This is a genomic window from Corallococcus sp. BB11-1 (assembly GCF_026626625.1).
Taxonomy (GTDB): Bacteria; Myxococcota; Myxococcia; order Myxococcales; family Myxococcaceae; genus Corallococcus; species Corallococcus soli.
On record NZ_JAPNJY010000039.1, the window covers coordinates 87,984 to 108,393 of the forward strand.

General features: G+C 68.8%; 19 protein-coding genes. 14 read left to right on the forward strand and 5 right to left on the reverse strand.

The genetic code is table 11. From position 1 onward, the window contains the following. The first annotated feature begins 74 nt into the window (after positions 1-74). From OV207_RS32915 to OV207_RS32940, 6 genes are all read left to right on the forward strand, one after another. Complete coding sequence (locus tag OV207_RS32915) at positions 75-1,799, forward strand: ABC transporter ATP-binding protein (RefSeq protein ID WP_267559039.1); 1,725 nt, start codon at positions 75-77, stop codon at positions 1,797-1,799. A gap of 326 nt (positions 1,800-2,125) precedes the next feature. After that, on the forward strand, positions 2,126-2,359 hold the full coding sequence (locus OV207_RS32920; RefSeq protein ID WP_120533363.1) for a hypothetical protein: 234 nt from the start codon (positions 2,126-2,128) through the stop codon (positions 2,357-2,359). Between the two features lie 86 nt (positions 2,360-2,445). After that, complete coding sequence (locus tag OV207_RS32925) at positions 2,446-4,095, forward strand: CTP synthase (protein ID WP_267559040.1); 1,650 nt, start codon at positions 2,446-2,448, stop codon at positions 4,093-4,095. Continuing rightward, positions 4,092-4,928, forward strand: coding sequence for a 3-deoxy-8-phosphooctulonate synthase (gene kdsA / locus OV207_RS32930; RefSeq protein WP_267559041.1), 837 nt, complete (start codon positions 4,092-4,094; stop codon positions 4,926-4,928). Before OV207_RS32925 ends, kdsA begins: the two co-directional genes overlap by 4 nt. 23 nt (positions 4,929-4,951) lie before the next feature. Then, positions 4,952-5,524, forward strand: a complete 573-nt coding sequence (locus OV207_RS32935; RefSeq protein ID WP_267559382.1) for a KdsC family phosphatase — start codon at positions 4,952-4,954, stop codon at positions 5,522-5,524. A 43-nt stretch (positions 5,525-5,567) separates the two neighbouring features. After that, complete coding sequence (locus OV207_RS32940) at positions 5,568-6,197, forward strand: response regulator (RefSeq protein ID WP_120533359.1); 630 nt, start codon at positions 5,568-5,570, stop codon at positions 6,195-6,197. Between the two features lie 127 nt (positions 6,198-6,324). Here OV207_RS32940 and OV207_RS32945 read toward each other — a convergent pair whose 3' ends face one another. Both OV207_RS32945 and OV207_RS32950 read right to left on the reverse strand, forming a co-directional pair. Beyond that, positions 6,325-6,777 (reverse strand): Hsp20/alpha crystallin family protein, encoded by a 453-nt coding sequence (locus tag OV207_RS32945; RefSeq protein ID WP_267559043.1) that lies wholly within the window; start codon positions 6,775-6,777, stop codon positions 6,325-6,327. A 238-nt stretch (positions 6,778-7,015) separates the two neighbouring features. Continuing rightward, the gene (locus tag OV207_RS32950; protein WP_120541511.1) at positions 7,016-7,210 is read right to left on the reverse strand and encodes a CPXCG motif-containing cysteine-rich protein; all 195 of its coding nucleotides are present in this window, start codon (positions 7,208-7,210) and stop codon (positions 7,016-7,018) included. An 82-nt stretch (positions 7,211-7,292) separates the two neighbouring features. Between OV207_RS32950 and OV207_RS32955 the strand changes: the two genes are divergently transcribed. After that, a complete protein-coding gene (locus OV207_RS32955) occupies positions 7,293-8,123 on the forward strand; it encodes a general secretion pathway protein GspE (protein WP_267559046.1) in 831 nt (276 codons plus the stop codon). A 16-nt stretch (positions 8,124-8,139) separates the two neighbouring features. Here OV207_RS32955 and serB read toward each other — a convergent pair whose 3' ends face one another. The 3 genes from serB to OV207_RS32970 form a co-directional block, all read right to left on the reverse strand. Continuing rightward, positions 8,140-9,345, reverse strand: a complete 1,206-nt coding sequence (gene serB, locus OV207_RS32960; RefSeq protein WP_267559047.1) for a phosphoserine phosphatase SerB — start codon at positions 9,343-9,345, stop codon at positions 8,140-8,142. A 71-nt stretch (positions 9,346-9,416) separates the two neighbouring features. Beyond that, positions 9,417-11,024 carry a serine/threonine-protein kinase gene (locus tag OV207_RS32965; RefSeq protein ID WP_193346817.1) on the reverse strand — a complete coding sequence of 536 codons (1,608 nt, stop codon included), beginning with the start codon at positions 11,022-11,024 and terminating at the stop codon, positions 9,417-9,419. Positions 11,025-11,116: 92 nt separating this feature from the next. Next, positions 11,117-11,869 carry a TIGR02266 family protein gene (locus OV207_RS32970; protein WP_193346816.1) on the reverse strand — a complete coding sequence of 251 codons (753 nt, stop codon included), beginning with the start codon at positions 11,867-11,869 and terminating at the stop codon, positions 11,117-11,119. A 104-nt stretch (positions 11,870-11,973) separates the two neighbouring features. On the opposite strand from OV207_RS32970, the gene nuoE reads away from it, so the two are divergent. The 7 genes from nuoE (at position 11,974) to OV207_RS33005 (ending at position 20,241) form a co-directional block, all read left to right on the forward strand. Then, entirely contained in the window at positions 11,974-12,462 is a 489-nt protein-coding gene (nuoE, locus tag OV207_RS32975; protein WP_193346815.1) for a complex I 24 kDa subunit family protein, read from the forward strand. 40 nt (positions 12,463-12,502) lie between these two features. Then, the gene (gene nuoF / locus OV207_RS32980) at positions 12,503-13,843 is read left to right on the forward strand and encodes an NADH-quinone oxidoreductase subunit NuoF (protein WP_193346814.1); all 1,341 of its coding nucleotides are present in this window, start codon (positions 12,503-12,505) and stop codon (positions 13,841-13,843) included. Further along, positions 13,840-14,346: an NADH-quinone oxidoreductase subunit J gene (locus tag OV207_RS32985; protein ID WP_193346813.1), complete on the forward strand. Its 507-nt coding sequence runs from the start codon at positions 13,840-13,842 to the stop codon at positions 14,344-14,346. The genes nuoF and OV207_RS32985 overlap by 4 nt, the downstream gene beginning before the upstream one ends. 81 nt (positions 14,347-14,427) lie before the next feature. Next, positions 14,428-14,730, forward strand: a complete 303-nt coding sequence (gene nuoK, locus OV207_RS32990; RefSeq protein WP_120535510.1) for an NADH-quinone oxidoreductase subunit NuoK — start codon at positions 14,428-14,430, stop codon at positions 14,728-14,730. A gap of 25 nt (positions 14,731-14,755) precedes the next feature. After that, positions 14,756-16,978, forward strand: a complete 2,223-nt coding sequence (gene nuoL, locus OV207_RS32995; protein WP_193346812.1) for an NADH-quinone oxidoreductase subunit L — start codon at positions 14,756-14,758, stop codon at positions 16,976-16,978. Then, positions 16,975-18,666 carry a complex I subunit 4 family protein gene (locus OV207_RS33000; RefSeq protein WP_193346811.1) on the forward strand — a complete coding sequence of 564 codons (1,692 nt, stop codon included), beginning with the start codon at positions 16,975-16,977 and terminating at the stop codon, positions 18,664-18,666. Before nuoL ends, OV207_RS33000 begins: the two co-directional genes overlap by 4 nt. A gap of 15 nt (positions 18,667-18,681) precedes the next feature. After that, entirely contained in the window at positions 18,682-20,241 is a 1,560-nt protein-coding gene (locus OV207_RS33005) for an NADH-quinone oxidoreductase subunit N (RefSeq protein ID WP_193346810.1), read from the forward strand. The last annotated feature ends 169 nt before the right edge of the window (positions 20,242-20,410 follow it).

Sequence of the window (20,410 nt, forward strand, 5' to 3'; positions counted from 1 at the left end):
CGTCGACACTCCAGTAGGATTCGCCGGTGCCTCCTCCTGAACCCCCTCCGCCCTCCAAACGGCCCGCCTCGGGCGTGACCGCGCGCCGCCTGCTGTCCCTGGCGCGCCCCGAACTGCCGACGCTGGCCCTGGCCACCGTCTTCCTGTTGCTCGGCAGCGCCGCCAGCCTGGCCTACCCCCAGGGCATCCGCGTCCTCATCGACGAGGCCCTCAACGGCAAGGACCACTCGCTCATCGACAAGGCCGCGCTCGTCATGCTGGCCGTCTTCCTGGTGCAGGGCGTCGCCATCGCGCTGCGCGCCTACCTCTTCAACGTCTCCGGCGAGCGCGTGGTGATGCGGCTGCGCCGCGACTTCTTCAGCAGCCTCATGAGCCAGGAGGTGGCCTTCTTCGACAACCACCGCACCGGGGAGCTCACCAGCCGGCTCTCGTCCGACACCACCGTCCTCCAGAACACCGTGAGCACGAACATCTCCATGGTGCTGCGCAACGCCGTGCAGGCCATGGGCGGCATCGCGCTGCTCTTCTACACGTCGGCCTCGCTCACGTTCCTGATGCTCGCCGTCGTCCCCCTCGTGGCGGTGGGCAGCGTGTTCTACGGGCGCCGCGTGCGCCTGATGTCACGCGAGGTGCAGGACGCGCTGGCCAAGGCAGGTGAGGTCGCCGAGGAGAGCCTGTCCAGCCTGCGCACCGTGCGCTCCTTCGCGGCGGAGCCGGCGGAGGTGACGCGCTACGGCGACACGGTGCACCACGCCTTCGTGGTCGCCCGGCGCCGCTCGCTCCAGACGTCCATCTTCATCGGCGGGGTCACCAGCGCGGGCTACATCGCCGCGGTGGCGGTGTTCTGGTACGGCGGCCGGCTGGTGGTGGAGCAGCAGCTCACCGTGGGCGCCCTCACCTCGTTCCTCATCTACACGATGCTCGTGGCCATGTCCCTGGGCGCCCTGGCGGACCTGTGGGCGGACTTCATGCGCGCCTCGGGCGCCGCCGAGCGCGTCTTCGAGCTCATGGACCGCACGCCCGTCATCCCCATCGCCCAGGGCGAGCGCCCCGCCACCGTCGAGGGCCGGGTGGACTTCCAGGACGTGAAGTTCTCCTACCCCTCGCGCCCGGACGTGCAGGTGCTCCAGGGCATCGACCTCACCCTCCACGCGGGGGAGGTCGTCGCCGTGGTGGGCTCCTCCGGCGCCGGCAAGTCCACCCTCGCCGCCCTCCTGTCGCGCTTCTACGACCCGCAGCAGGGCCGCCTGCTCCTGGATGGACGCGCCCTGGACACGCTCGACCCCAGCTGGCTGCGCCGGCACGTGGGCATGGTCGCCCAGGAGCCCCTGCTGTTCTCCTGCTCCATCGGGGACAACATCCGCTACGGCCGCCCGGACGCCACCGACGCCCAGGTGGAGGCCGCCGCGAAGGCCGCGCACGCGCACGACTTCATCAGCCGCTTCCCGGAGGGCTACCAGACCGCGGTGGGCGAGCGCGGCGTGCAGCTGTCCGGCGGCCAGAAGCAGCGCGTCGCCATCGCCCGGGCCGTGCTCAAGGACCCGCGCATCCTCGTGCTGGATGAGGCGACGTCCGCCCTGGACTCGGAGAGCGAACACCTGGTGAAGGACGCCCTGGAGAAGCTGATGCAGGGGCGCACCACCCTCATCATCGCCCACCGCCTGTCCACCGTGGCCAACGCCCACCGCGTGCTGGTGCTGGAGGCCGGCCGCGTGGTGCAGAGCGGCACGCACGCCTCCCTCATGTCGCAGGAGGGCCTCTACCGGCGCCTGGTGGAGCACCAGGTGGTCGCCGCCTGAACGGTCGTTCCCCAGCCGGCGCCTCCCTCCACGCAGTCCGCGTGGCGCGAAAAGCGGGGGCGCATTATCTCTAGCGCCTCAAGAAAGGAGGTGATGCCTTGAACGACAGCAAGAGTCAGGCGTCTACCTCCGTCGCGGTGGCCTGCTAGCCCAGGGGTTTCCCGGCGGTGGTTGACGTCCCGCGGTACCGGTCGCCCCCGTCTCCCGACGGGGGCGACTTTTTTTGTCCCCCCTTCCCCCTGGGAATGTCCGCCCGACCTGCCGGTTCGAGCCGCGGGGGGAGAAGCGCCATCCACGACTGCCGTGGTCGCCCATCGGAGAGCTCCGTGTCCATCACGCCGTGTCCCATCCCCCTGCCTTCCGCCCTCCGTGACGAGGAGACCGTGGACGACCAGCGCAACCTCTTCTGCCCCAACTACGACGCCTGCCTCCACCAGGTCGTGAAGAAAGGCTGGGAAGGCTGGAGTTGCCGAGGTTGCGACCTGCGCCGCTTCCGGGTGGGGCAGCCGTCCGCCCAGCAGTTCGCGGTCGCCCGGCCGGGCGGTTGGGACGCGCAGTGAAACGCCGGCCGGCCTTCCGGGGCCTGCCAGCCTGACACCCGGCAGAGATTATTTGACGCCCCCTGGCCCTCTTGGCAGGAAGGGACATGCGCTCCAAGAAAACCAAGTTCATCTTCGTGACGGGCGGCGTGGTCAGCTCGCTGGGGAAGGGACTGGCCTCCGCATCCATTGGCGCCCTCCTGGAGAACCGCGGGCTGGACATCACGCTCATCAAGCTGGATCCGTACATCAACGTGGATCCGGGCACGATGAGCCCCTTCCAGCACGGCGAGGTCTTCGTCACCGAGGACGGTGGCGAGACCGACATGGACCTGGGCCACTACGAGCGGTTCACCTACGCCCGGATGAGCCGCCTCAACAACTTCACCTCCGGCCGCATCTACAACGCGGTCATCACCAAGGAGCGCCGGGGGGAATACCTGGGCAAGACGGTCCAGGTGATTCCGCACATCACGGATGAGATCAAGGCCAGCATCCGCCAGGCCTCCCAGGACGTGGACGTCGTCATCGTGGAGGTCGGCGGCACGGTGGGCGACATCGAATCGCTGCCCTTCCTCGAGGCCATCCGCCAGATGCGCTACGACGTGGGCAGCCAGAACGCGGTCTACATCCACCTGACGCTGCTGCCGTACATCGGCGCCGCGGGCGAGGTGAAGACCAAGCCCACGCAGCACTCGGTGATGAAGCTGCGGGAGATTGGCATCCAGCCGGACTTCCTCCTGTGCCGCACCGACCGGGAGATTTCGCGCGAGCTGAAGGACAAGATCGCCATGTTCTGCAACGTGGACAACGGCAACGTGTTCACGTCCCCCGACGTGCGCAGCATCTACGAGCTGCCCCTGGAGCTGCACCGCCAGGGCCTGGATGAGCGGCTGGCGGAGGTGCTCAACATCTGGAGCCGCGCGCCCCACCTGGAGAAGTGGGAGACCATCGTCCGCAAAATCTATGAGCCCGCGCGCGGCGAGGTGACCGTCGCCATCGTGGGCAAGTACGTGAACCTCACGGAGAGCTACAAGAGCCTCAACGAGTCCCTGCTCCACGGCGGCATCGCCAACGACGTGCGCGTGAAGCTGCGCTTCGTGGACAGCCAGGACGTGGAGGCGCAGGGGGCGGAGACGACGCTCGCAGGCGTGGACGCGGTGCTCGTGCCCGGCGGCTTCGGCGTGCGCGGCACGGAGGGGAAGATCGCCGCGGTCCGCTACGCGCGCGAAAAGAAGCTGCCCTTCTTCGGCATCTGCCTGGGCCTCCAGATGGCGGTGGTGGAGTTCAGCCGCACCGTGCTGGGCCTGAAGGGCGCCAACAGCCTGGAGTTCGACGAGCACACCCCGCACCCGGTGGTGACGCTGATGGAGAGCCAGGTGAAGGTGCAGGACAAGGGCGGCACCATGCGCCTGGGCAGCTACGCGTGCGCCCTCAAGGAAGGCACCGTGGCGCGCAAGCTCTACGCGCAGGACGCCATCCAGGAGCGCCACCGGCACCGCTACGAGGTGAACAACGCCTACCGCGGCCGGCTCCAGGAGGCGGGGCTCATCATCTCCGGCCACAACCCGGAGCTGAACCTGGTGGAGATGATCGAGCTGTCCGACCATCCGTACTTCGTCGGCTGCCAGTTCCACCCCGAGTTCAAGAGCAAGCCCTTCGCTCCCCACCCCCTCTTCTCCGGCTTCATCGGCGCGGCGCTCGCCCAGCGGGACGCCTCCCACGGTGCGGCCCCCGTCCCCCCGGTGCGCGCATGAGCACGACGCCCTCCATCCAGCTGTGCGGCCACAAGGTCGGCCCCGGCGAGAAGCTCTTCGTCATCGCCGGCCCGGACAGCATCGAATCCGAGGAGATGGCCCTGCGCCACGCCCACCTGCTCAAGGGCATCACCGCCCGGCTGGGCGTGCCGTATGCCTTCAAGTGCTCGTATGACAAAGCCAACCGGACCAGCGGCAAGTCGTTCCGGGGTCCGGGTTTGAAGGAAGGTCTGAGAATCCTCGACCGCGTGAAGCGCGAGGTGGGCGTGCCGGTGCTCACGGACGTCCATGAAACCAGCCACGTCGGGCCAGCCGCTGAAGTCGTGGATATCATCCAGATACCCGCCTTCCTCTGCCGCCAGACGGACCTCGTGGAGGCGGTGGCCCGCTCGGGCCGGGGGGTGAACTTGAAGAAGGGACAGTTCGTCGCCCCCAAGGACATCGTCCACTCGGCGAGGAAGGCCGTGGAGACGGGCAACCCCAACATCCTCGTCACCGAGCGGGGGTCCTCCTTCGGCTACAACAACCTCGTGGTCGACATGCGCGGCCTGGCCCAGATGCGCGAAGCCGGCCTCGTCGTGTGCATGGACGCCACCCACGCCGTGCAGCTGCCCAGCTCCAGCGACGGGAAGACGGGCGGTGAGCGCCGGTTCGTCTCACTGCTGGCCCGCAGCGCCGCCGCCGCCGGGATTGACGCTTTATTCACAGAAGTCCACGAAGACCCCGACCGTGCCCTGTGTGACGGTCCGTGCTCGCTCAATCCACAGATGTTCGAGGACGTGGTACGAGATGTGCTCAGCATCCGTCGCGCGCTGGGTCACGAAGCCGGTTGATGGACGCGAAAGGTGAGGAGGCCATGCAGACGGAAGCGCCTTCCAAGCCGGGCAGGGAAGAGCTGACGTCCCGTGCGTCACGCGTGCGGCTGCTCGTGTTCGACGTGGATGGCGTCCTCACCGACGGCGGCCTGTACTACGGCGACGGCGGCGAAGTGATGAAGCGCTTCAACGTGAAGGATGGCCACGCGCTGGTGATGGCCCGCCTGGTGGGCCTGCCCGCCGCCATCCTCACCGCGCGCACCTCCCGCATCGTGGAGGCGCGGGGGCGCGAGCTGGGCCTGGCCGCCGTGTTCCAGGGCCGCAAGGAGAAGGGCCCGGCGCTGGAAGAGCTGCTCGCCCAGCTCCAGGTGTCCCCGGAAGCGTGCGCCTACATGGGCGATGACCTCAATGACCTGGACCCCATGTCGCTCGCAGGGCTTTCCGCCTGTCCGGCGGATGCGGTTCCAGAGGTGCGCCAGGAAGCGCACTTCGTTACCCAGAACGTTGGCGGTCACGGAGCCGCCCGCGAATTGGTGGAGTTGTGCCTCCGTGCCAGTGGCCTTTGGGACGACGCCGTGGGTCTGATGAGAAGGGCTGATAAACGCAGCAGGTAGGTGGGTTGATCAAACCCCGCATCCAAGGTAGGTGTTTATTTCCATGGCTAGTGGAACGATGCAGTCCGAGGGGAGTACGGCGATGACGGACCAGCTCTACACGACGCACGACATCAGTCGGTTGCTTCAGGTGGATCCGTCGACGGTGAGCAAGTGGATCGACCGGGGCATCCTGATGGCCTTCCGCACGCCGGGCGGTCACCGCCGGGTGCGCTCGACCGACCTGCGCACCTTCCTGGTCACCCACCAGATGCCCGTGCCCGAGGAGCTGGGCAGCAGCACGGTGCGCCTGCTGATTGTGGACGACGAGCGGCAGACGCTGGATGCCATCAAGCGCGCGTTCAAGCCTTACGCGAACCAGGTGGAGATCCAGACGACGACGAGCGGCGTGGAGGCGCTCCTGCTGGTGTCGGAGCAGAAGCCGCACGGGATGCTCATGGACATCAACATGCCGGACATCGACGGCATCGAAGTCTGCAAGCGCATCCGCGCGCGCAAGCAGATGGAGGGCGTGCGGCTCATCACCATGACGAGCAATCACACGCCGGACGTCGTGGAGCAGTCCAAGCAGGCCGGCGCGGTGGCGTGCCTTGCGAAGCCGCTGGACGTGAACGCGGTGCTGGAGCTGTTCCGGGTGCCCATGGCACTGGGCGCCAGCGCCAACCGCAAGTAGGGGACGGGGGCTTCCGCCTGGCCCACAGCGGAAGCCCTCGGGTCGGTTGATGCTGGCGGGAGTCGCCGCGCCTCGGCGGTCGCGAGGGCAGCGGCCTCCCTCAGGGGCTTCGGGTGATGCATGCGCATCAACCCTGGACCTTCACCTCGACGACGCGGGGCTTGGTCTCCTCGCGACGCGGCAGGGTGAGGGACAGCACGCCGTTGTCGTAGCGGGCCTCCACCCGGGTGGCATCCACCGTGTCGGGCAGGCGGAACTGGCGCGCGTAGACGCCGGTGGACCGCTCCTGGCGCCGCAGGGTGGTGCCCTCCGCGACGGCCTCCGCCTTGCGCTCGGAGCGCACGGTCAGGATGTTGTTCTCCACCTTCACCTGGATGGCCTTGGCGTCATGGCCGGGCAGGTCGATGCGCAGCGTGATGCCGGCCTCGGCCTCGAGGATGTCGGCCGCGGGCGTCAGGGTGTGCTCCATGTCCGGGCGCGTGCTGGCGGACGCCGAGGACAGCTCGCGGAAGAGCAGGTCGAAGTCGCGCAGCAGGGGCAGCGTCACGGCGGCGTTGTAGGCATTGCGGTTGCTCAGCATGGTCTTCTCCTGTGCGTGTCGTCCCAGGGGACGCACGTCGTGCGGGTTCACGGTCGTTGTTGAGTGTGGCGGGCGGGCCCAGGCTTCGGTGTTCCAGGAGGGCCCGTCAGCGCCTCACAAGACTCAAGAGAACCATGCTTTGAAACGTGTCAAGCAACGGCCCCGGCCGTCCCGGAGCGCGCTCTGGAGGCGCCCTGCCCGGCCGCCTGCCCTCCGGCCGGGGGCCTTGGGCGGGGCGTCAGTCGTCGTCCCGGCCCAGGGTGACGGAGGGGCCGTCCTCGTCCCGGGTGACCTTCACCTCCCAGGGACGGCAGCAGACGGGGCAGTCCTCCACGTAGGCCTCGGAGGAGGCGCCCAGCGAGTCCACGTCGACTTCCACCTCCTCACCGCAGTACGGGCACGTCTGGGTGGCGGCATCCGCGAAGGGCTGCATCCGAGCCTCCTTGCCTCTTCCCGAGGCAGTTCGGTGACGTGGACTGAGCGTCCACGCCATCAGACGCTAGAATCCCCACCCCATGGCTCCCCCTTCCCGGAATCGCATCGCGGACATCCTCATCAAGGCGCGCGTCATCGACGAGCTGCAGCTTCGCAGCGCGCTCGCGTCGCTGGACCAGTGGGGCGGGCGCGTGTCGCGCGTCGTCGCGGACCTGGGCCTGGCGTCCGAGGAGACCATCACCCAGGCCATCTGCCAGGGACTGGGAATGCCCCGCGTGCAGCTGGGAAACCTGACCAAGGACGTGGCCGCGCTGTCGCGCGTGGACGTCATCCTCGCCGAACAGAAGGGCATCTTCCCCGTCCAGCTCAAGGACAACGGCAAGACGCTGGTGCTGGCGATGTCGGACCCCACGGACCTGGCGACGCTGGACCAGGTGGCGGCGCGCAGCCGCGCCCGCGTGGTGCCCATGGTTGCGGGCGACCGTGAAATCGAGCACGCCATCCTGCGCCACTACCGCAACCAGGAGCCGGTGGAGAAGAAGCGCTTCAAGTCGGACGCGAAGCAGCAGGACGCGGGTGAGCTCCCGGAGGAGGAGGAGTTCAAGGTCGTGGACATGAGCGGCAAGACGGTCGTCAAACGCATCAGCGACATCGTCGACCCGAAGGCCGCTGCCCCCGCCGCCGCGCCGGCCGCGCCCCCCGCCGCCGGCTCCAGCGCCTCCGACATCCTGGATGAAATCCTGGCGGGCGGCTCGCCCACCTCCGAGTGGACGGAGGCGGACCTGCAGCGGCTGCAGACGGTGCAGCAGAACCAGGAGAAGAGCTCGAAGATCCTCCGCGCGCTGCTGGAGCTCGTCTTCGAGAAGGGCCAGGTGCAGCAGCGCGAGCTGGCCGCGCGCATGCGCCTGTAGCCCTGTCGCGAAGCCGCTACGTCACCTCGCGCAGCTCGCGCGCGGTGAGGCCCAGCAGGTACAGGATGGTGTCCAGCCCGCCGGCGGAGATGGACGTGTCGGCGGCCTCACGCAGCTTGGGCTTCGCGCGGAAGGCGATGCCCAGCCCCGCCTTCTCCAGCATGAGCAGGTCGTTGGCCCCGTCCCCCACGGCGATGACCTGCTCCAGCAGGATGCCCTCCTGCTTCGCGAGCGTCTCCAGCAGCTCCGCCTTGCGGCGCGCGTTGACGATGGTGCCCACGGTGCGTCCGGTGAGCTTCCCGTCCCGGGCCTCCAGCGTGTTGGAGTACGCGAAGTCGATGCCCAGGCGCGCCTGGAGCGCCTCGGCCGCCACGGAGAAGCCCCCGCTGATGACGGCCGTGCGGTAGCCCAGGCGCCTGAGCACGCGCACCAGCGTCTCCGCGCCTTCGGTGAGCGGCAGGTTCGCGGCCAGCTCGCGCAGCACCTGGACGTCCAGCCCGGCCAGCAGCGCCACGCGCTGGCGCAGGGACTCGTCGTAGTCCATCTCCCCGTGCATCGCGCGCTCGGTGATGGCGGCCACCTTCGCGTGGACGCCGTGCGCCCGCGCCAGCTCGTCGATGACCTCGATGCGGATGAGCGTGGAGTCCATGTCCATCACCACCATCCGCTTGCCGCGCCGGTAGAGACTCTCGCGCTGGAGGGCCACGTCGAACGTGGGGCTCTCCATGGACAGCGCCAGGAGCGCGCGCTTGAGCGCGGAGGGGTCCGCGTCCGGCGCCAGCGTGACGTGCAGTTCCACGGACGCCAGCGGCGTCTCGCTCAGGCGGGTGATGCGCTCCACGCGCGCGCCCTGCCCGGCCAGCCGCGCCGTCAGCGCGTGCACCTCCCGCGCGCCCAGCGTCCCGCCCACGGCGGTGACGACGTAGCGCAGCGGCTCGGGGCCGGCGGGCGGGGCGACGGGCGCCACCGCGCGGACGTCCACCGTGACGCCCAGCTCGCGCGCCGCGACGAGCAGCGCCTGCCACGGGTCTCCACCCTCGGGGACATGGGCGGCGGGGCGCACCAGGAGGGCCAGGGTGAGCAGGCCCTGCACCACCACCTGCTCCACGTCGAGCAGCTCCGCGCCCGCGTCCGCGAGGATGCCGGTGAGGCGGGAGGTGGTGTCGGGGCCGTCCCTTCCGGTGACGGTGAGGAGGACGGTGTCGGAGGGGCGCGCGGTCATGGGCGCGCCGCAGTCTGACAGTCCCACCGGGGACGGGCGAGCCTCGCGTGGAGGCCCGCCTGCCCGCCGGGTCAGTCCTGCTGCGGGTCGGAGGACACGATGAGAGAGCCGCGCTCCAGGTACTCGCGCTCCGGGAAGGCCTTGTAGAAGTCCTCCAGCATCGCGTCCACGTCCGGGTAGCGCTGCTCGCGCTTGTCCTGGGTGGCCTTGTCGAAGAGCTGATCCAGGCCGCTGGGCGCCTCCGGGTTCACCTCCGAGGGCAGGGGCGAGCGGCGGCCGGGAATCTGCCCGGTGAACATCTCGTAGAGCAGGATGCCCAGGCCGTACACGTCCGCGGACGGGCCCGGCTCCTTGGCGCCCCGGTTCATCAGCTCGGGCGCCATGTACACCATGCCGCCCATGCCCATGAACACCTGGGGCATGCCCTTGGTGGCGTCCACCTCCACCACGCGGCTCATGCCGAAGTCGGCGAGTTTCGCGTTGCCGTACGCGTCGAAGAGGACGTTCTCCGGCTTGAGGTTGTGGTGGGTGAGGCCCGCGGCGTGCGCGGCCCTGAGGCCGTACGCCAGTTGCAGGAACGTGCGCAGCGCGTGCGGCACGTCGATGCCCTTGCCGCCGCTGGACTCCAGCTTCTCCTTCAGGCTGCCGCGCATCAGCTCCACCACGAAGTACGGCCGGGTGGACTCCACGTTCTGGTCGATGATCTGCACCACGCCCGGGTGGCGCACCTGTGCCTGCGCGCACAGCTCCTTCTTCAGCCGCTTGAGGACCTCACCGCGCTGGAGGAAGGAGAAGTAGCCGAAGATGTCCTTCAGCTCCTTGATGCAGATGTCCAGGCCCAGGGCGTTGTAGCGACCCTTGAAGACGGTGCCCAGCGGGCCCGTGCCAATGGGGTCGAACTTCTGGTAGCGCAGGTCCAGGTCGGTGGAGCCCTTCGCCACCGCGGCGGCGTTGGGGACCGGGGCCGCGGGGGCGGGAGTCGTGGAGGGAGGGGGCATCGGAGCGGGCGCGGCGGCGAGCGGAGAGGTGATGACCAGGGGTTGGGGGGCGCTGGGAGGCGGCGCGGGGACGGGCGGGGGCGCGGACGGCGGCAGCCCGATGAGGGTCTCCCGGCGCGGCTCCGGCACGTCCTGCCAGGGCGACGGCTGCGGCGTGGGGATGGGCGGCGAGGCGACCTGGGGCGCGGCCATGCCCAGCTCCAGCGCCGGCATCGCCACCCGGTGGGTGCGCGACGCGGGCATCGGCGGCGGCCCCACCTGCGAGGCCTGGGCGCCCCCGTCCACCTCCGCCTCGTCCAGCAGCAGCTCCGGCGGCGGCGGCGGGACGCTCAGGGGCTCGTCCTCCTCCAGCCGCCCGATGTGCGTCGGCTCCTCCGCCGACAGCTGGTCGGCGAAGAACTCGTCCACCTCCAGGGCGAAGCGGTCCTGCAGGTCCCCGCCCACCACCTTCTCGCCCTGCTCGGTGAGCTTGAGCTGGGCCTCGCGGTCCATGGCGATGTAGTGGAACTTGCGCAGGAAGAAGAAGTAGTTGTCGAACTCCAGCGAGACGGACGGTTCGAGGGCGGCCTTCACGTCGGCCAGCTTGTTCGAGCGTCCCAGGCGGCCGTTCTCCCGCAGATTCTGCAGGATGAGCAGCGCCTCGCCACTGACGGTGTCACGATGGATTGCGGGCTTCGTCATGGGTGCGCGGACTCTACGCGCCCCCACCCCGGGGCTTCAATCTCTGGTGAGAGGAACCCGTCCGAAGGGGGCTCCGGGCACCAGGGGCCCGCCTACTGGATGCGCAGCAGCTGCTTCACCGTCTCCAGCACTTCCACGAACCGCACCGGCTTGCGCAGGTAGATGTCCACGCCCAGTTGCATGGCCCGGTCCTGGGCTTCCTTGCCGCCCGCGGAGATGGCGATGACCGGAATCGACTTGAGCGCCTCCTCCTCGCGGATGCGCTCCACCAGGGCGAACCCGTCCATCACCGGCATGTACAGGTCCAGCATCACCAGGCTGAAGCGGTCCTCGCGCAGCCGCAGCAGGGCGTGGTGCCCGTCCGGCGCGAAGTGGACCTCCAGGGGGACCTTGCCGTGCAGGTCGTTGCTCGCGAGCTTCTTCAGCACGTAGCTGTACATCTCGATGATGTGGGGGTTGTCCTCGACGATGAGCACACGGTACCCGTCCTGCTCGGAGGGGTTCGCCGCGCTGTCGTCTGGTCCCGCCGCACTCAAGATGTCACCCAGTCGCCGCCGATCCTGCTCGCTCTCCACACGGATGCCGACGCCCCCGGGCTGATCCGGAGCCGCCAGCCGCACCCAGGCCACGGTGCCGCCGACTTCTACCGGATCCAGCAGTCCCGGGAAAGAAAGTGCGAGCCGAAGCTCATCCCCGACGACGAAGAGCTGCTCCGTCTGGACGAAGAACCCCCCGGCGGACAGGTTCTCCGTCACGTCCCGGAGCGGACGCCCATGTGGGTAGTCCACCCTGAGGATGGTGGGGATACGGGGGTGCTGCCGCTGGTCCGCAGGGTCCGGGCTCATAACAAGGGGTTGAAATCGCTCGGAAATTTGCTGATGGCGGTCCAGTCTACCGCCGAGGGTTTATGTTGACAACGAAGCCATTGCGGCAATACGTACGGCCCGCCATGGCGGAGCCCCTGTTCACTCCTGAAGAGCAGAAGAAGTTCGACGCGGGGATCGCGGAAATCCTCTCGCACTACCCCCCTGATCGCAAAAGCGCCGGGATGTTGCCCGCGCTTCGCCTGCTTCAGGACCTCAAGGGCTGGCTGCCGCCCGAAGGCCTGCGGTTGGTGGCGAAGAATCTGGAAGTCACGCCGGAGCGCGCCTACGAGGTCGCCAGCTTCTACGTGATGTACCACCTCAAGAAACCGGGCAAATACGTCATCGACGTGTGCACGAACCTGTCCTGTTCGCTGTGGGGGGCGGAGAAGATGCTCGCCTACCTGGAGCAGAAGCTGGGCATGACCGCGGGGGAGACGAACGAGAAGTTCACCCTGCGCGAGACCGAGTGCCTGGCGTCCTGCGGAACGGCGCCCTGCCTGCAGATCAACGAGGACCACCACGAGCGCCTGACCCAGGCCAAGCTGGACGCCATCCTGGCCCGGCTGTCGTGAGTCGCCCCGCCTCCCCCTCGCTTTCCTAGGACACCCATCCATGGCCTCTACGGCAAAGGCGGTTGAACCCGTCATCTCGGCGGCCTGGGGCAAGCCCCAGTCCTGGACCCTGGACAGCTACCGGCAGCGCGGTGGCTACGACGGGCTCAAGCGGGCGCTCACGATGGAGCCCCAGGCCATCATCGACGAGGTGAAGAAGTCCAACCTCCGCGGTCGCGGCGGCGCCGGCTTCCCCACGGGCATGAAGTGGAGCTTCGTCCCCAAGGACAGCCCCAAGCCCAAGTACCTGGCGGTCAACGGCGACGAGTCCGAGCCGGGCACCTTCAAGGACCGCTACATCCTGGAGAACGACCCGCACATGATGCTGGAGGGCATCGCCATCGCGTCGTACGCGCTGGGCGTGCACACCTGCTACGTGTACCTGCGCGGCGAGTTCAAGTTCCAGGCGGAGCGCACCCAGGCGGCCATCGACGAGGCCTACAAGGCCGGCATCTTCGGCAAGTCCATGCTGGGCAAGGACTTCCAGCTGGACTGCTACGTCGTCCGGGGCGCGGGCGCGTACATCTGCGGTGAGGAGACGGCGCTGCTGGAGAGCCTGGAGGGCAAGAAGGGCTGGCCGCGCCTGAAGCCGCCCTTCCCCGCCGTGGTGGGCCTGTTCGGCAGCCCCACCGTGGTGAACAACGTGGAGACGCTCGCCAGCGTGCCCTGCATCCTCGCGAAGGGCGCGGAGTGGTACGCGAAGCTGGGCACGGAGAAGTCCGGCGGCACGCACCTGGTCTGCCTGTCGGGTTCGGTGAACCGCCCGGGCGTCTACGAGGTGGGGATGCACACCACCATCCTGGAGCTGATCCACGACGACCAGTACGGCCAGGGCATGCCCAAGGGCCGCAAGGTGAAGGCGGTCATCCCGGGCGGGTCCTCCGCGCCGGTGCTGGGCGCCGACGAGCTGGACGTGGCGCTGGAGTTCGAGGCGCTGAAGATGAAGCAGACGATGGCCGGCTCCGGCGGCGTCATCGTGATGGACGACGCCACCTGCATGGTGCGCAGCCTGTGGCGCGTGGCCCGCTTCTACGCGGAAGAGTCCTGCGGCCAGTGCACGCCGTGCCGCGAGGGCACGCCCTGGCAGACGCGCCTGCTGCGCAAGATTGAAGAGGGCCGGGGCGAGCCGGGCGACATCGACCTGCTGTCGAACGTGGCATCCTCCATCGCGCCGTACCCGCCCATCGGCCTGGGCAACACCATCTGCGCCCTGGGCGACGCGGCGGCGCTGCCCACGCACTCCTTCCTCATGCGGTTCCGGGACGAGTTCGAGGCGCACCTGCGGGAGAAGCGCTGCCCGTTCGGTGAGCACCCCTGGGGTTCCTACGGAGACTGGTCTTGAACACTGAGTTGGTTCTCTTCGGCGTTTTCGCCGTCATGACGCTGGTGTCGGCGGGGCTCGTCATCACTGCGCGGAGCCCCATCAACTCCGCCATGTCCCTGGTGTCGACGTTCTTCTTCCTGGCCGGCATCTACGTGCTCCTGTGGGCGCACACGGTGGCCATCATCCAGGTGCTCGTCTACGCGGGCGCCATCATGGTGCTCTTCCTGTTCGTCATCATGCTGCTGAACCTGGGGGACGCGCCCCACCGCGGCCGCCCCACGGTGACGCGCATCCTGGGCGGCGCCTCCGCGTTCGGCCTGCTGGCCGTGCTCGCCGTGACGCTCGGCCGCACGAACGCCATGCCCGCCGACCTGAGCCTCCCGGAACAGGCGACGTTCGGCACCATCGCGGCCGTCGGCCAGTCCATCTTCACCGCCTGGCTGCTCCCGTTCGAAGCCGTCAGCCTGCTGCTCCTGGTGGCGATGGTGGGCGCGGTGGTGGTGGCCAAGTCCCGGATCTGATCCCCGCCTTCGGACAACTTCTGCTAGATGGCGCGGGCGGGCTCTTGCAGCCGTCCGCCTGAAAGCCAAGAGCTTCCGCACATGGTTCCCATCACCTACTACCTCCTGCTGGCCGCCGCGCTCTTCTGCATGGGCATGTTCGGCGTGCTGGTGCGCACCAACGCGCTGGTCGTCTTCATGTGCGTGGAGCTGATGCTCAACGCGGTCAATCTCACGTTCCTGGCCTTCGCGCGGATGCACGGCGACGGCATCGGGCACGTGTCCGCCTTCTTCGTCATCGCCGTGGCGGCCGCGGAAGCGGCCATCGGTCTGGCCATCGTCATCGCGGTCTTCCGCAGTCGCGGCTCCGTGAACGTGGACGACATCCGGACGATGAAGCACTGAATCCCGTCACTCCCTGAGCCCATCCATGGACGGAATCGTCGAATTCTTCAGAACGGCACCCATCCCCCCCGAGGTCTTCGCACCCTCGCTGGGATTGATCATCCTGCTGCCGCTCCTGGGCGCGTTCGTGTGCGGCGTGTTCGGCAAGTGGCTGGGCCGGGCGAACGTGCACCTGGTGGCGTGCTCCGCCATCGCCGGCGCCTTCGTGCTGAGCCTGATGGCCTTCTGGGCCACCAGCGACGCGGCGGGCGGGCGCGTGGTGAGCATGCCCAACCCGTTCGGCATCGACCGGGACGTGGTGCGCTACGCCATCGCGCATGACTACGGCACCTGGTTCGCGGCGGGCGACTTCCGCGTGAACTTCGGGCTGATGGTGGACCACCTGTCGGGCATCCTGCTGCTGGTCATCACCGGCGTGGGCTTCCTCATCCACCTGTACTCCACCAGCTACATGGAGCACGACGACGGGTACTGGCGCTTCTTCGCGTACCTGAACCTCTTCGTCGCCGCGATGCTGACGCTGGTGATGGCCGACAACCTGGTCCTGCTCTTCGTGGGCTGGGAGGGCGTCGGCATGGCCAGCTACCTGCTCATCGGCTTCTGGTACACGGACAGCGCGAAGGCGTGGGCGGGCCGCAAGGCGTTCGTCACCAACCGCATCGGTGACTTCGCGTTCCTCATCGCCACGTTCCTGCTCGTGCTCACGGTGGGCGCCTTCAACCGCCAGGCGGACGCGCGCGACTACTCCGCCGCGGGCAGCACCCGGTCCCGCTACGAGCAGGGCCTGTCGGCGAAGGGCCCCGTCACCTTCAAGGGCCTGGAGAAGATGGCCCTCGCCATGCCCGAGGGCGTCGGCGGCGCGGTGGCCCTGTCCACGCCCATCAAGGAGGGCCCGCTGGCGGGCTACACCTTCGGTGGCGTGATGACCGCCACCATGCTGCTGTTCCTGCTGGGCGCGGCGGGCAAGAGCGCGCAGCTGCCGCTGTACGTCTGGCTGCCGGACGCGATGGCCGGCCCGACGCCGGTGTCCGCCCTCATCCACGCCGCCACGATGGTCACGGCGGGCGTGTACCTGTTCTGCCGCATGAGTTCGCTGCTGGTGCTCAGCCCCACCGCCATGGCGACCATCGCCATCGTGGGCGCGCTGACATCGCTCCTGGCGGCGCTCATCGCGTTCGCGCAGGACGACATCAAGAAGGTGCTCGCCTACTCCACGGTGTCGCAGCTGGGCATCATGTTCATGGGCGTGGGCATGGGCGTCTTCTGGGCGGCCGCGCTGCACCTGGTGACGCACGCGTGCTTCAAGGCCTGCCTCTTCCTGGGCGCCGGCAGCGTGATGCACGGCAACGGGGACGAGACGGACATCAAGAAGCTGGGCGGCCTGTGGAAGGAGATGAAGTGGACGCACGCCACGTTCCTCGTCTCCACGCTGGCCATCACCGGCATCATTCCGCTGTCCGGCTTCTTCTCCAAGGACGCCGTCTTCCACGGCGTGCACCACAACCACCTGCAGGACCTGCACTGGGTGTCCGGCTTCGTCTACGCGATGGGCCTGCTCATCACCGCGTGCACCGCGTTCTACATGTCGCGCGTGTACCTGCTGACCTTCACGGGCAAGCGCTCCCCCGAGGCCAAGCTGGCGCACGCCCATGAGAGCTCCTGGTTCATGACGCTGCCCCTGGTGGTGCTGGCGTTCCTCAGCGTCGTGACGCTGGTGTACGCGCTGCCGCTGATGCCCCGGTCGGGTGGCGGCTTCCAGCCGCTGTTCGAGAACTTCCTGAGCCCGGTGCTCCGCCCGGCGGAGACGGTCGCCCGCGTGGCCAAGACGGTGGCGCTGGACAACAGCGCGCCGGCCTTCATGGACTACCTCATCGCGTGGCTGGTGGCCGCGTCCGGCGGTCTGGCGGCGGCGTTCCTCTACCTGAAGTTCTTCCCCGCCCAGGTGGGCAAGCCGGTGCCGGCGTTCGCCCGCGCGGTGCGCCGCACGGCGCAGAACAAGTTCTACGTGGATGAGCTGTACGAGTTCATCCTCATCCGGCCGGTGAAGTTCGTGGCCTTCATCCTCTTCCGCGTGGTGGACGCGCTGGTCATCGACACGGTGCTGGTGCGCGGCACCGCCTACGTGACGGAGAAGGTGGGCCTCGGGCTGCGCCGGCTCCAGACGGGTGACGCGCAGGCCTACGCCGCCATCATGGCGCTCGCCATCCTGGGCGGCGCGGTCTACGCCCTCCTGCAGGTGCTTTCATGAGCTTCTTCGACACCCACCTGTTGAACGTCGTCATCTACCTGCCGCTCGTGTTCGCGGCGCTGGTGCTGATGCTGCCCGCCACGGAGCATGGGCAGGTCCGCACCATCACGTTCGTGGGCATGCTGCTGGACCTGGTGTTCGGCGTCTGGGCCTACTTCCGCTTCGAGCCTTCCGGAGCGGAGTTCCAGATGGAGTACCGCGTCCCGTGGTTCGAGCAGTTCGGGATGAGCTACCACCTGGGCGTGGACGGCCTGGCGGTGAGCCTGCTGCTGCTGACGGTGTTCCTGGGCCCGCTGGTGGTGCTGGCCTCCACCACGTACATCTCGCACCGCATCAAGGAGTTCCACCTGGCGCTGCTGGTGCTCCAGACGACGATGCTGGGCGCGCTGGCGTCGATGGACGTCCTGCTCTTCTACATCTTCTTCGAGGCCATGCTCATCCCCATGTACCTGCTGGTGGGCGTGTGGGGCGCCGAGGATCGCCGCATGGCGGCGGTGAAGTTCTTCCTCTACACGCTGGTCGGCTCGCTGCTGATGCTGGTGGCCATCGTGGCGGTGTACTTCGTGAGCGGTGCCCCGGGTACGCGCTCGTTCGACTACGCCACGCTCTACAACAACCTGCTGGCCGCCAATCAGCAGCTCGCCGCGTGCGCCAACGGCCCGGAGGGCGCTTGCGCGTCGCTGACGGGGCTGGCCGCCACGCTGCACACGTACGGGCCCTGGATGTTCGCCGCGTTCGCGCTGGCGTTCGCCATCAAGGTCCCCATGTGGCCGGTGCACACCTGGTTGCCGGACGCGCACGTGCAGGCGCCGGTGGCGGGCTCCATGATCCTCGCCGGCGTGATGCTGAAGATGGGCACCTACGGCTTCTGGCGCTTCGCGATTCCGCTGTTCCCGGTGGCGGCCCAGGCCGCGCGGCCGTTCCTGGCGGTGCTGTCCGTGATTGGCATCGTGTACGGGGCGCTGATGTGCCTGGCGCAGCGGGACATCAAGAAGCTCATCGCGTACTCGTCCGTCAGCCACCTGGGCTACTGCATGCTGGGCCTGCTGGCCGTCACGAGCGAGGGCGCCACGGGCAGCGCGTACCAGATGATGAACCACGGCGTCTCCACGGGCGCGCTGTTCCTCCTGTTCGGCTTCCTCTACGAGCGCCGCCACACCCGGCTCATGTCGGACTACGGCGGCATCGCCAAGGTGATGCCGGTGTTCACCGCGGCGTTCGTCATCATCACGTTCTCGTCGGTGGCGGTGCCGGGCACCAACGGCTTCATCGGTGAGTTCCTGGTGCTGCTGGGCACCTTCAAGAGCACCCTGCACATGGGCTTCGGCGCGTTCGCCACCCTGGGCGTCATCCTGGGCGCGGCGTACATGCTGTGGATGGTGCAGAAGGTGTTCTTCGGCGGCATCACGCACCGGGAGAACCAGCACCTGCGCGACATGAACCTGCGCGAGATGCTCACCACGGCGCCCTTCATCGTCCTGGTGGCGGTGATGGGCCTGATGCCGCAGCCCTTCCTGGAGCGCATCGCCCCGTCCACGGATCGCTACGTGGCGCGCGCCAGCGTGGGCGCTCCGGGTGCCACCCAGGCGAAGGACGACCAGCTGCGCGTGGAGGTGATGTCGCTGCCCTCCACCGCCGCCGCGGCCCGCCCCTCCGTTCCCGCCGCGCCGCTCGCCGCGCGCGAGTAGGCCCCGAAAGACTCCATGAACCTGCCAAACCTCACCCTGGCGGATTTCCTCCCCCTGCTGCCCGCCATCATCATGGTGGTGGCGGCCTCCATCCTGCTGCTGTCGGAGGTGTTCCTCTCCGCCACCGCGTCCCGTGGCTACCAGGCGGTGCTCACCGTCGCGGCGGCGGCGGCCAGCGGCGCCGTGGCCGTGGGCCTGATGTTCGAGCCGCCCCAGGAGGTGTTCCTGGGCTTCGGCGTCCTGGACCCCTTCTCCAGCTTCCTCACCCTGGTGGTGAGCGTGGGCCTGGGGCTGGCGGCGCTGAGCGCGGTGGGCTTCCTGCGCAAGCGAGGCGCGGAGCGCGGTGAGTTCTACGCGCTGATGCTCTTCGCCTCCGCGGGCATGAGCCTGCTGGCCATGTCGACGGAGTTCATCACCATCTTCGTCAACATCGAGGTGCTCTCCATCGCGACGTACGCGCTGACGGCGTACCTGCGCCGGGGCACGCGGCCCAGCGAGGCGGGCTTCAAGTACTTCATCCTGGGCGCCTTCTCGTCCGCCATCCTGCTGTACGGCGCGGCGCTGCTGTACGGGGCCACGGGCACGACGAAGCTGAACGACATGGTCGTTCCGCTGCAGCAGGCGCTCAACGGCAACCCGGCCCTGGTGTACGTGGGCGCGGTGCTCATCGCGGCGGGCTTCGCGTTCAAGGTGGCGGCGGTGCCGTTCCACATGTGGACGCCGGACGTGTACGAAGGGGCCCCCACGCCGGTGACGGCGCTGATGAGCGCGGGCGTGAAGGCCGCGGCGTTCGCCTCGCTGGTGCGCGTGTTCCTCACGGTGTGCAAGGGCATGGACCCCGCGCTGCCGCTGACGCTGTTCGCCACGCTGGCGCTGCTCACCATGGTGGCCGGCAACCTGATGGCCATCCCGCAGCGCAACGTGAAGCGCATGCTGGCGTACTCCTCCATCGCGCACGCGGGCTACCTGCTGCTGGGTGTGGCGGCGCTGTTCGTCGCGGCGCCGGGCGAGAGCTTCCGCGTGCTGTCCGCGTCGTCGCTGACGGGTGGGACGCCGCTGGACGTGGCCCGCTCGGACGCGCTGCGCGGCATCCTGTACTACCTGCTGGCGTACACCTTCAGCGCGGCGGGCGCGTTCGCCATGGTGTCCGCGCTGGAGCGCCGCGAGGACGAGGAGAAGGGCACTGCCTGGGACCTGGAGCGCTTCGCGGGCCTCGCGCAGCGCCGGCCGGGCTGGGCGTTCGCCATGGCGGCCTTCATGCTGTCGCTGGGCGGCATCCCCCCGACGGTGGGCTTCATGAGCAAGCTGCTCATCTTCCAGGCCGCCATCGACGTGGGCCTCGTGGGCCTCACCATCGTCGCGGTGCTCTCCAGTGCGGCGGGCGCGTATTACTACCTGCGCGTCGTCGTCTACATGTTCATGCACCCCGTCCCGGAGGGCGCGCAGCCGCTGGAGCGCAACTGGGGCACGGAGGCCGCGCTGGTCATCTCCACCGTGGCGGTGGTGTTGCTGGGCATCCTCCCCGGCCACGTCACCGACTGGCTCGCCCAGGCGGGCACCCTGTTCGGGCAGTAGTCCCCGCGGACAGCGGTTCGCGGTACCTGACGCCCGTCGCGGCCCCTGGCCCGGCGGGCGTCGTCGTTGCGGGGCCGTCAAGGCGGCGCCCGGCTCCCCACCGGAGTGGCCCATGACGCAGGAGGGCGGCGCACCGCGTGACGCGGGTGACGCGTGGCCCCACGCGTCA

Coding starts and splice junctions, on each gene's coding strand:
- OV207_RS33005 (WP_193346810.1), top strand. CDS start 18,682: ATGAACCTGCCAAACCTCACCCTGGCGGATTTCCTCCCCCTGCTGCCC.
- kdsA (WP_267559041.1), top strand. CDS start 4,092: ATGAGCACGACGCCCTCCATCCAGCTGTGCGGCCACAAGGTCGGCCCC.
- nuoF (WP_193346814.1), top strand. CDS start 12,503: ATGGCCTCTACGGCAAAGGCGGTTGAACCCGTCATCTCGGCGGCCTGG.
- OV207_RS32935 (WP_267559382.1), top strand. CDS start 4,952: ATGCAGACGGAAGCGCCTTCCAAGCCGGGCAGGGAAGAGCTGACGTCC.
- nuoE (WP_193346815.1), top strand. CDS start 11,974: ATGGCGGAGCCCCTGTTCACTCCTGAAGAGCAGAAGAAGTTCGACGCG.
- OV207_RS32965 (WP_193346817.1), bottom strand. CDS start 11,024: ATGACGAAGCCCGCAATCCATCGTGACACCGTCAGTGGCGAGGCGCTG.
- nuoL (WP_193346812.1), top strand. CDS start 14,756: ATGGACGGAATCGTCGAATTCTTCAGAACGGCACCCATCCCCCCCGAG.
- OV207_RS32925 (WP_267559040.1), top strand. CDS start 2,446: ATGCGCTCCAAGAAAACCAAGTTCATCTTCGTGACGGGCGGCGTGGTC.
- OV207_RS32945 (WP_267559043.1), bottom strand. CDS start 6,777: ATGCTGAGCAACCGCAATGCCTACAACGCCGCCGTGACGCTGCCCCTG.
- OV207_RS32970 (WP_193346816.1), bottom strand. CDS start 11,869: ATGAGCCCGGACCCTGCGGACCAGCGGCAGCACCCCCGTATCCCCACC.
- nuoK (WP_120535510.1), top strand. CDS start 14,428: ATGGTTCCCATCACCTACTACCTCCTGCTGGCCGCCGCGCTCTTCTGC.
- OV207_RS32940 (WP_120533359.1), top strand. CDS start 5,568: ATGGCTAGTGGAACGATGCAGTCCGAGGGGAGTACGGCGATGACGGAC.
- OV207_RS33000 (WP_193346811.1), top strand. CDS start 16,975: ATGAGCTTCTTCGACACCCACCTGTTGAACGTCGTCATCTACCTGCCG.
- OV207_RS32950 (WP_120541511.1), bottom strand. CDS start 7,210: ATGCAGCCCTTCGCGGATGCCGCCACCCAGACGTGCCCGTACTGCGGT.
- OV207_RS32955 (WP_267559046.1), top strand. CDS start 7,293: ATGGCTCCCCCTTCCCGGAATCGCATCGCGGACATCCTCATCAAGGCG.
- serB (WP_267559047.1), bottom strand. CDS start 9,345: ATGACCGCGCGCCCCTCCGACACCGTCCTCCTCACCGTCACCGGAAGG.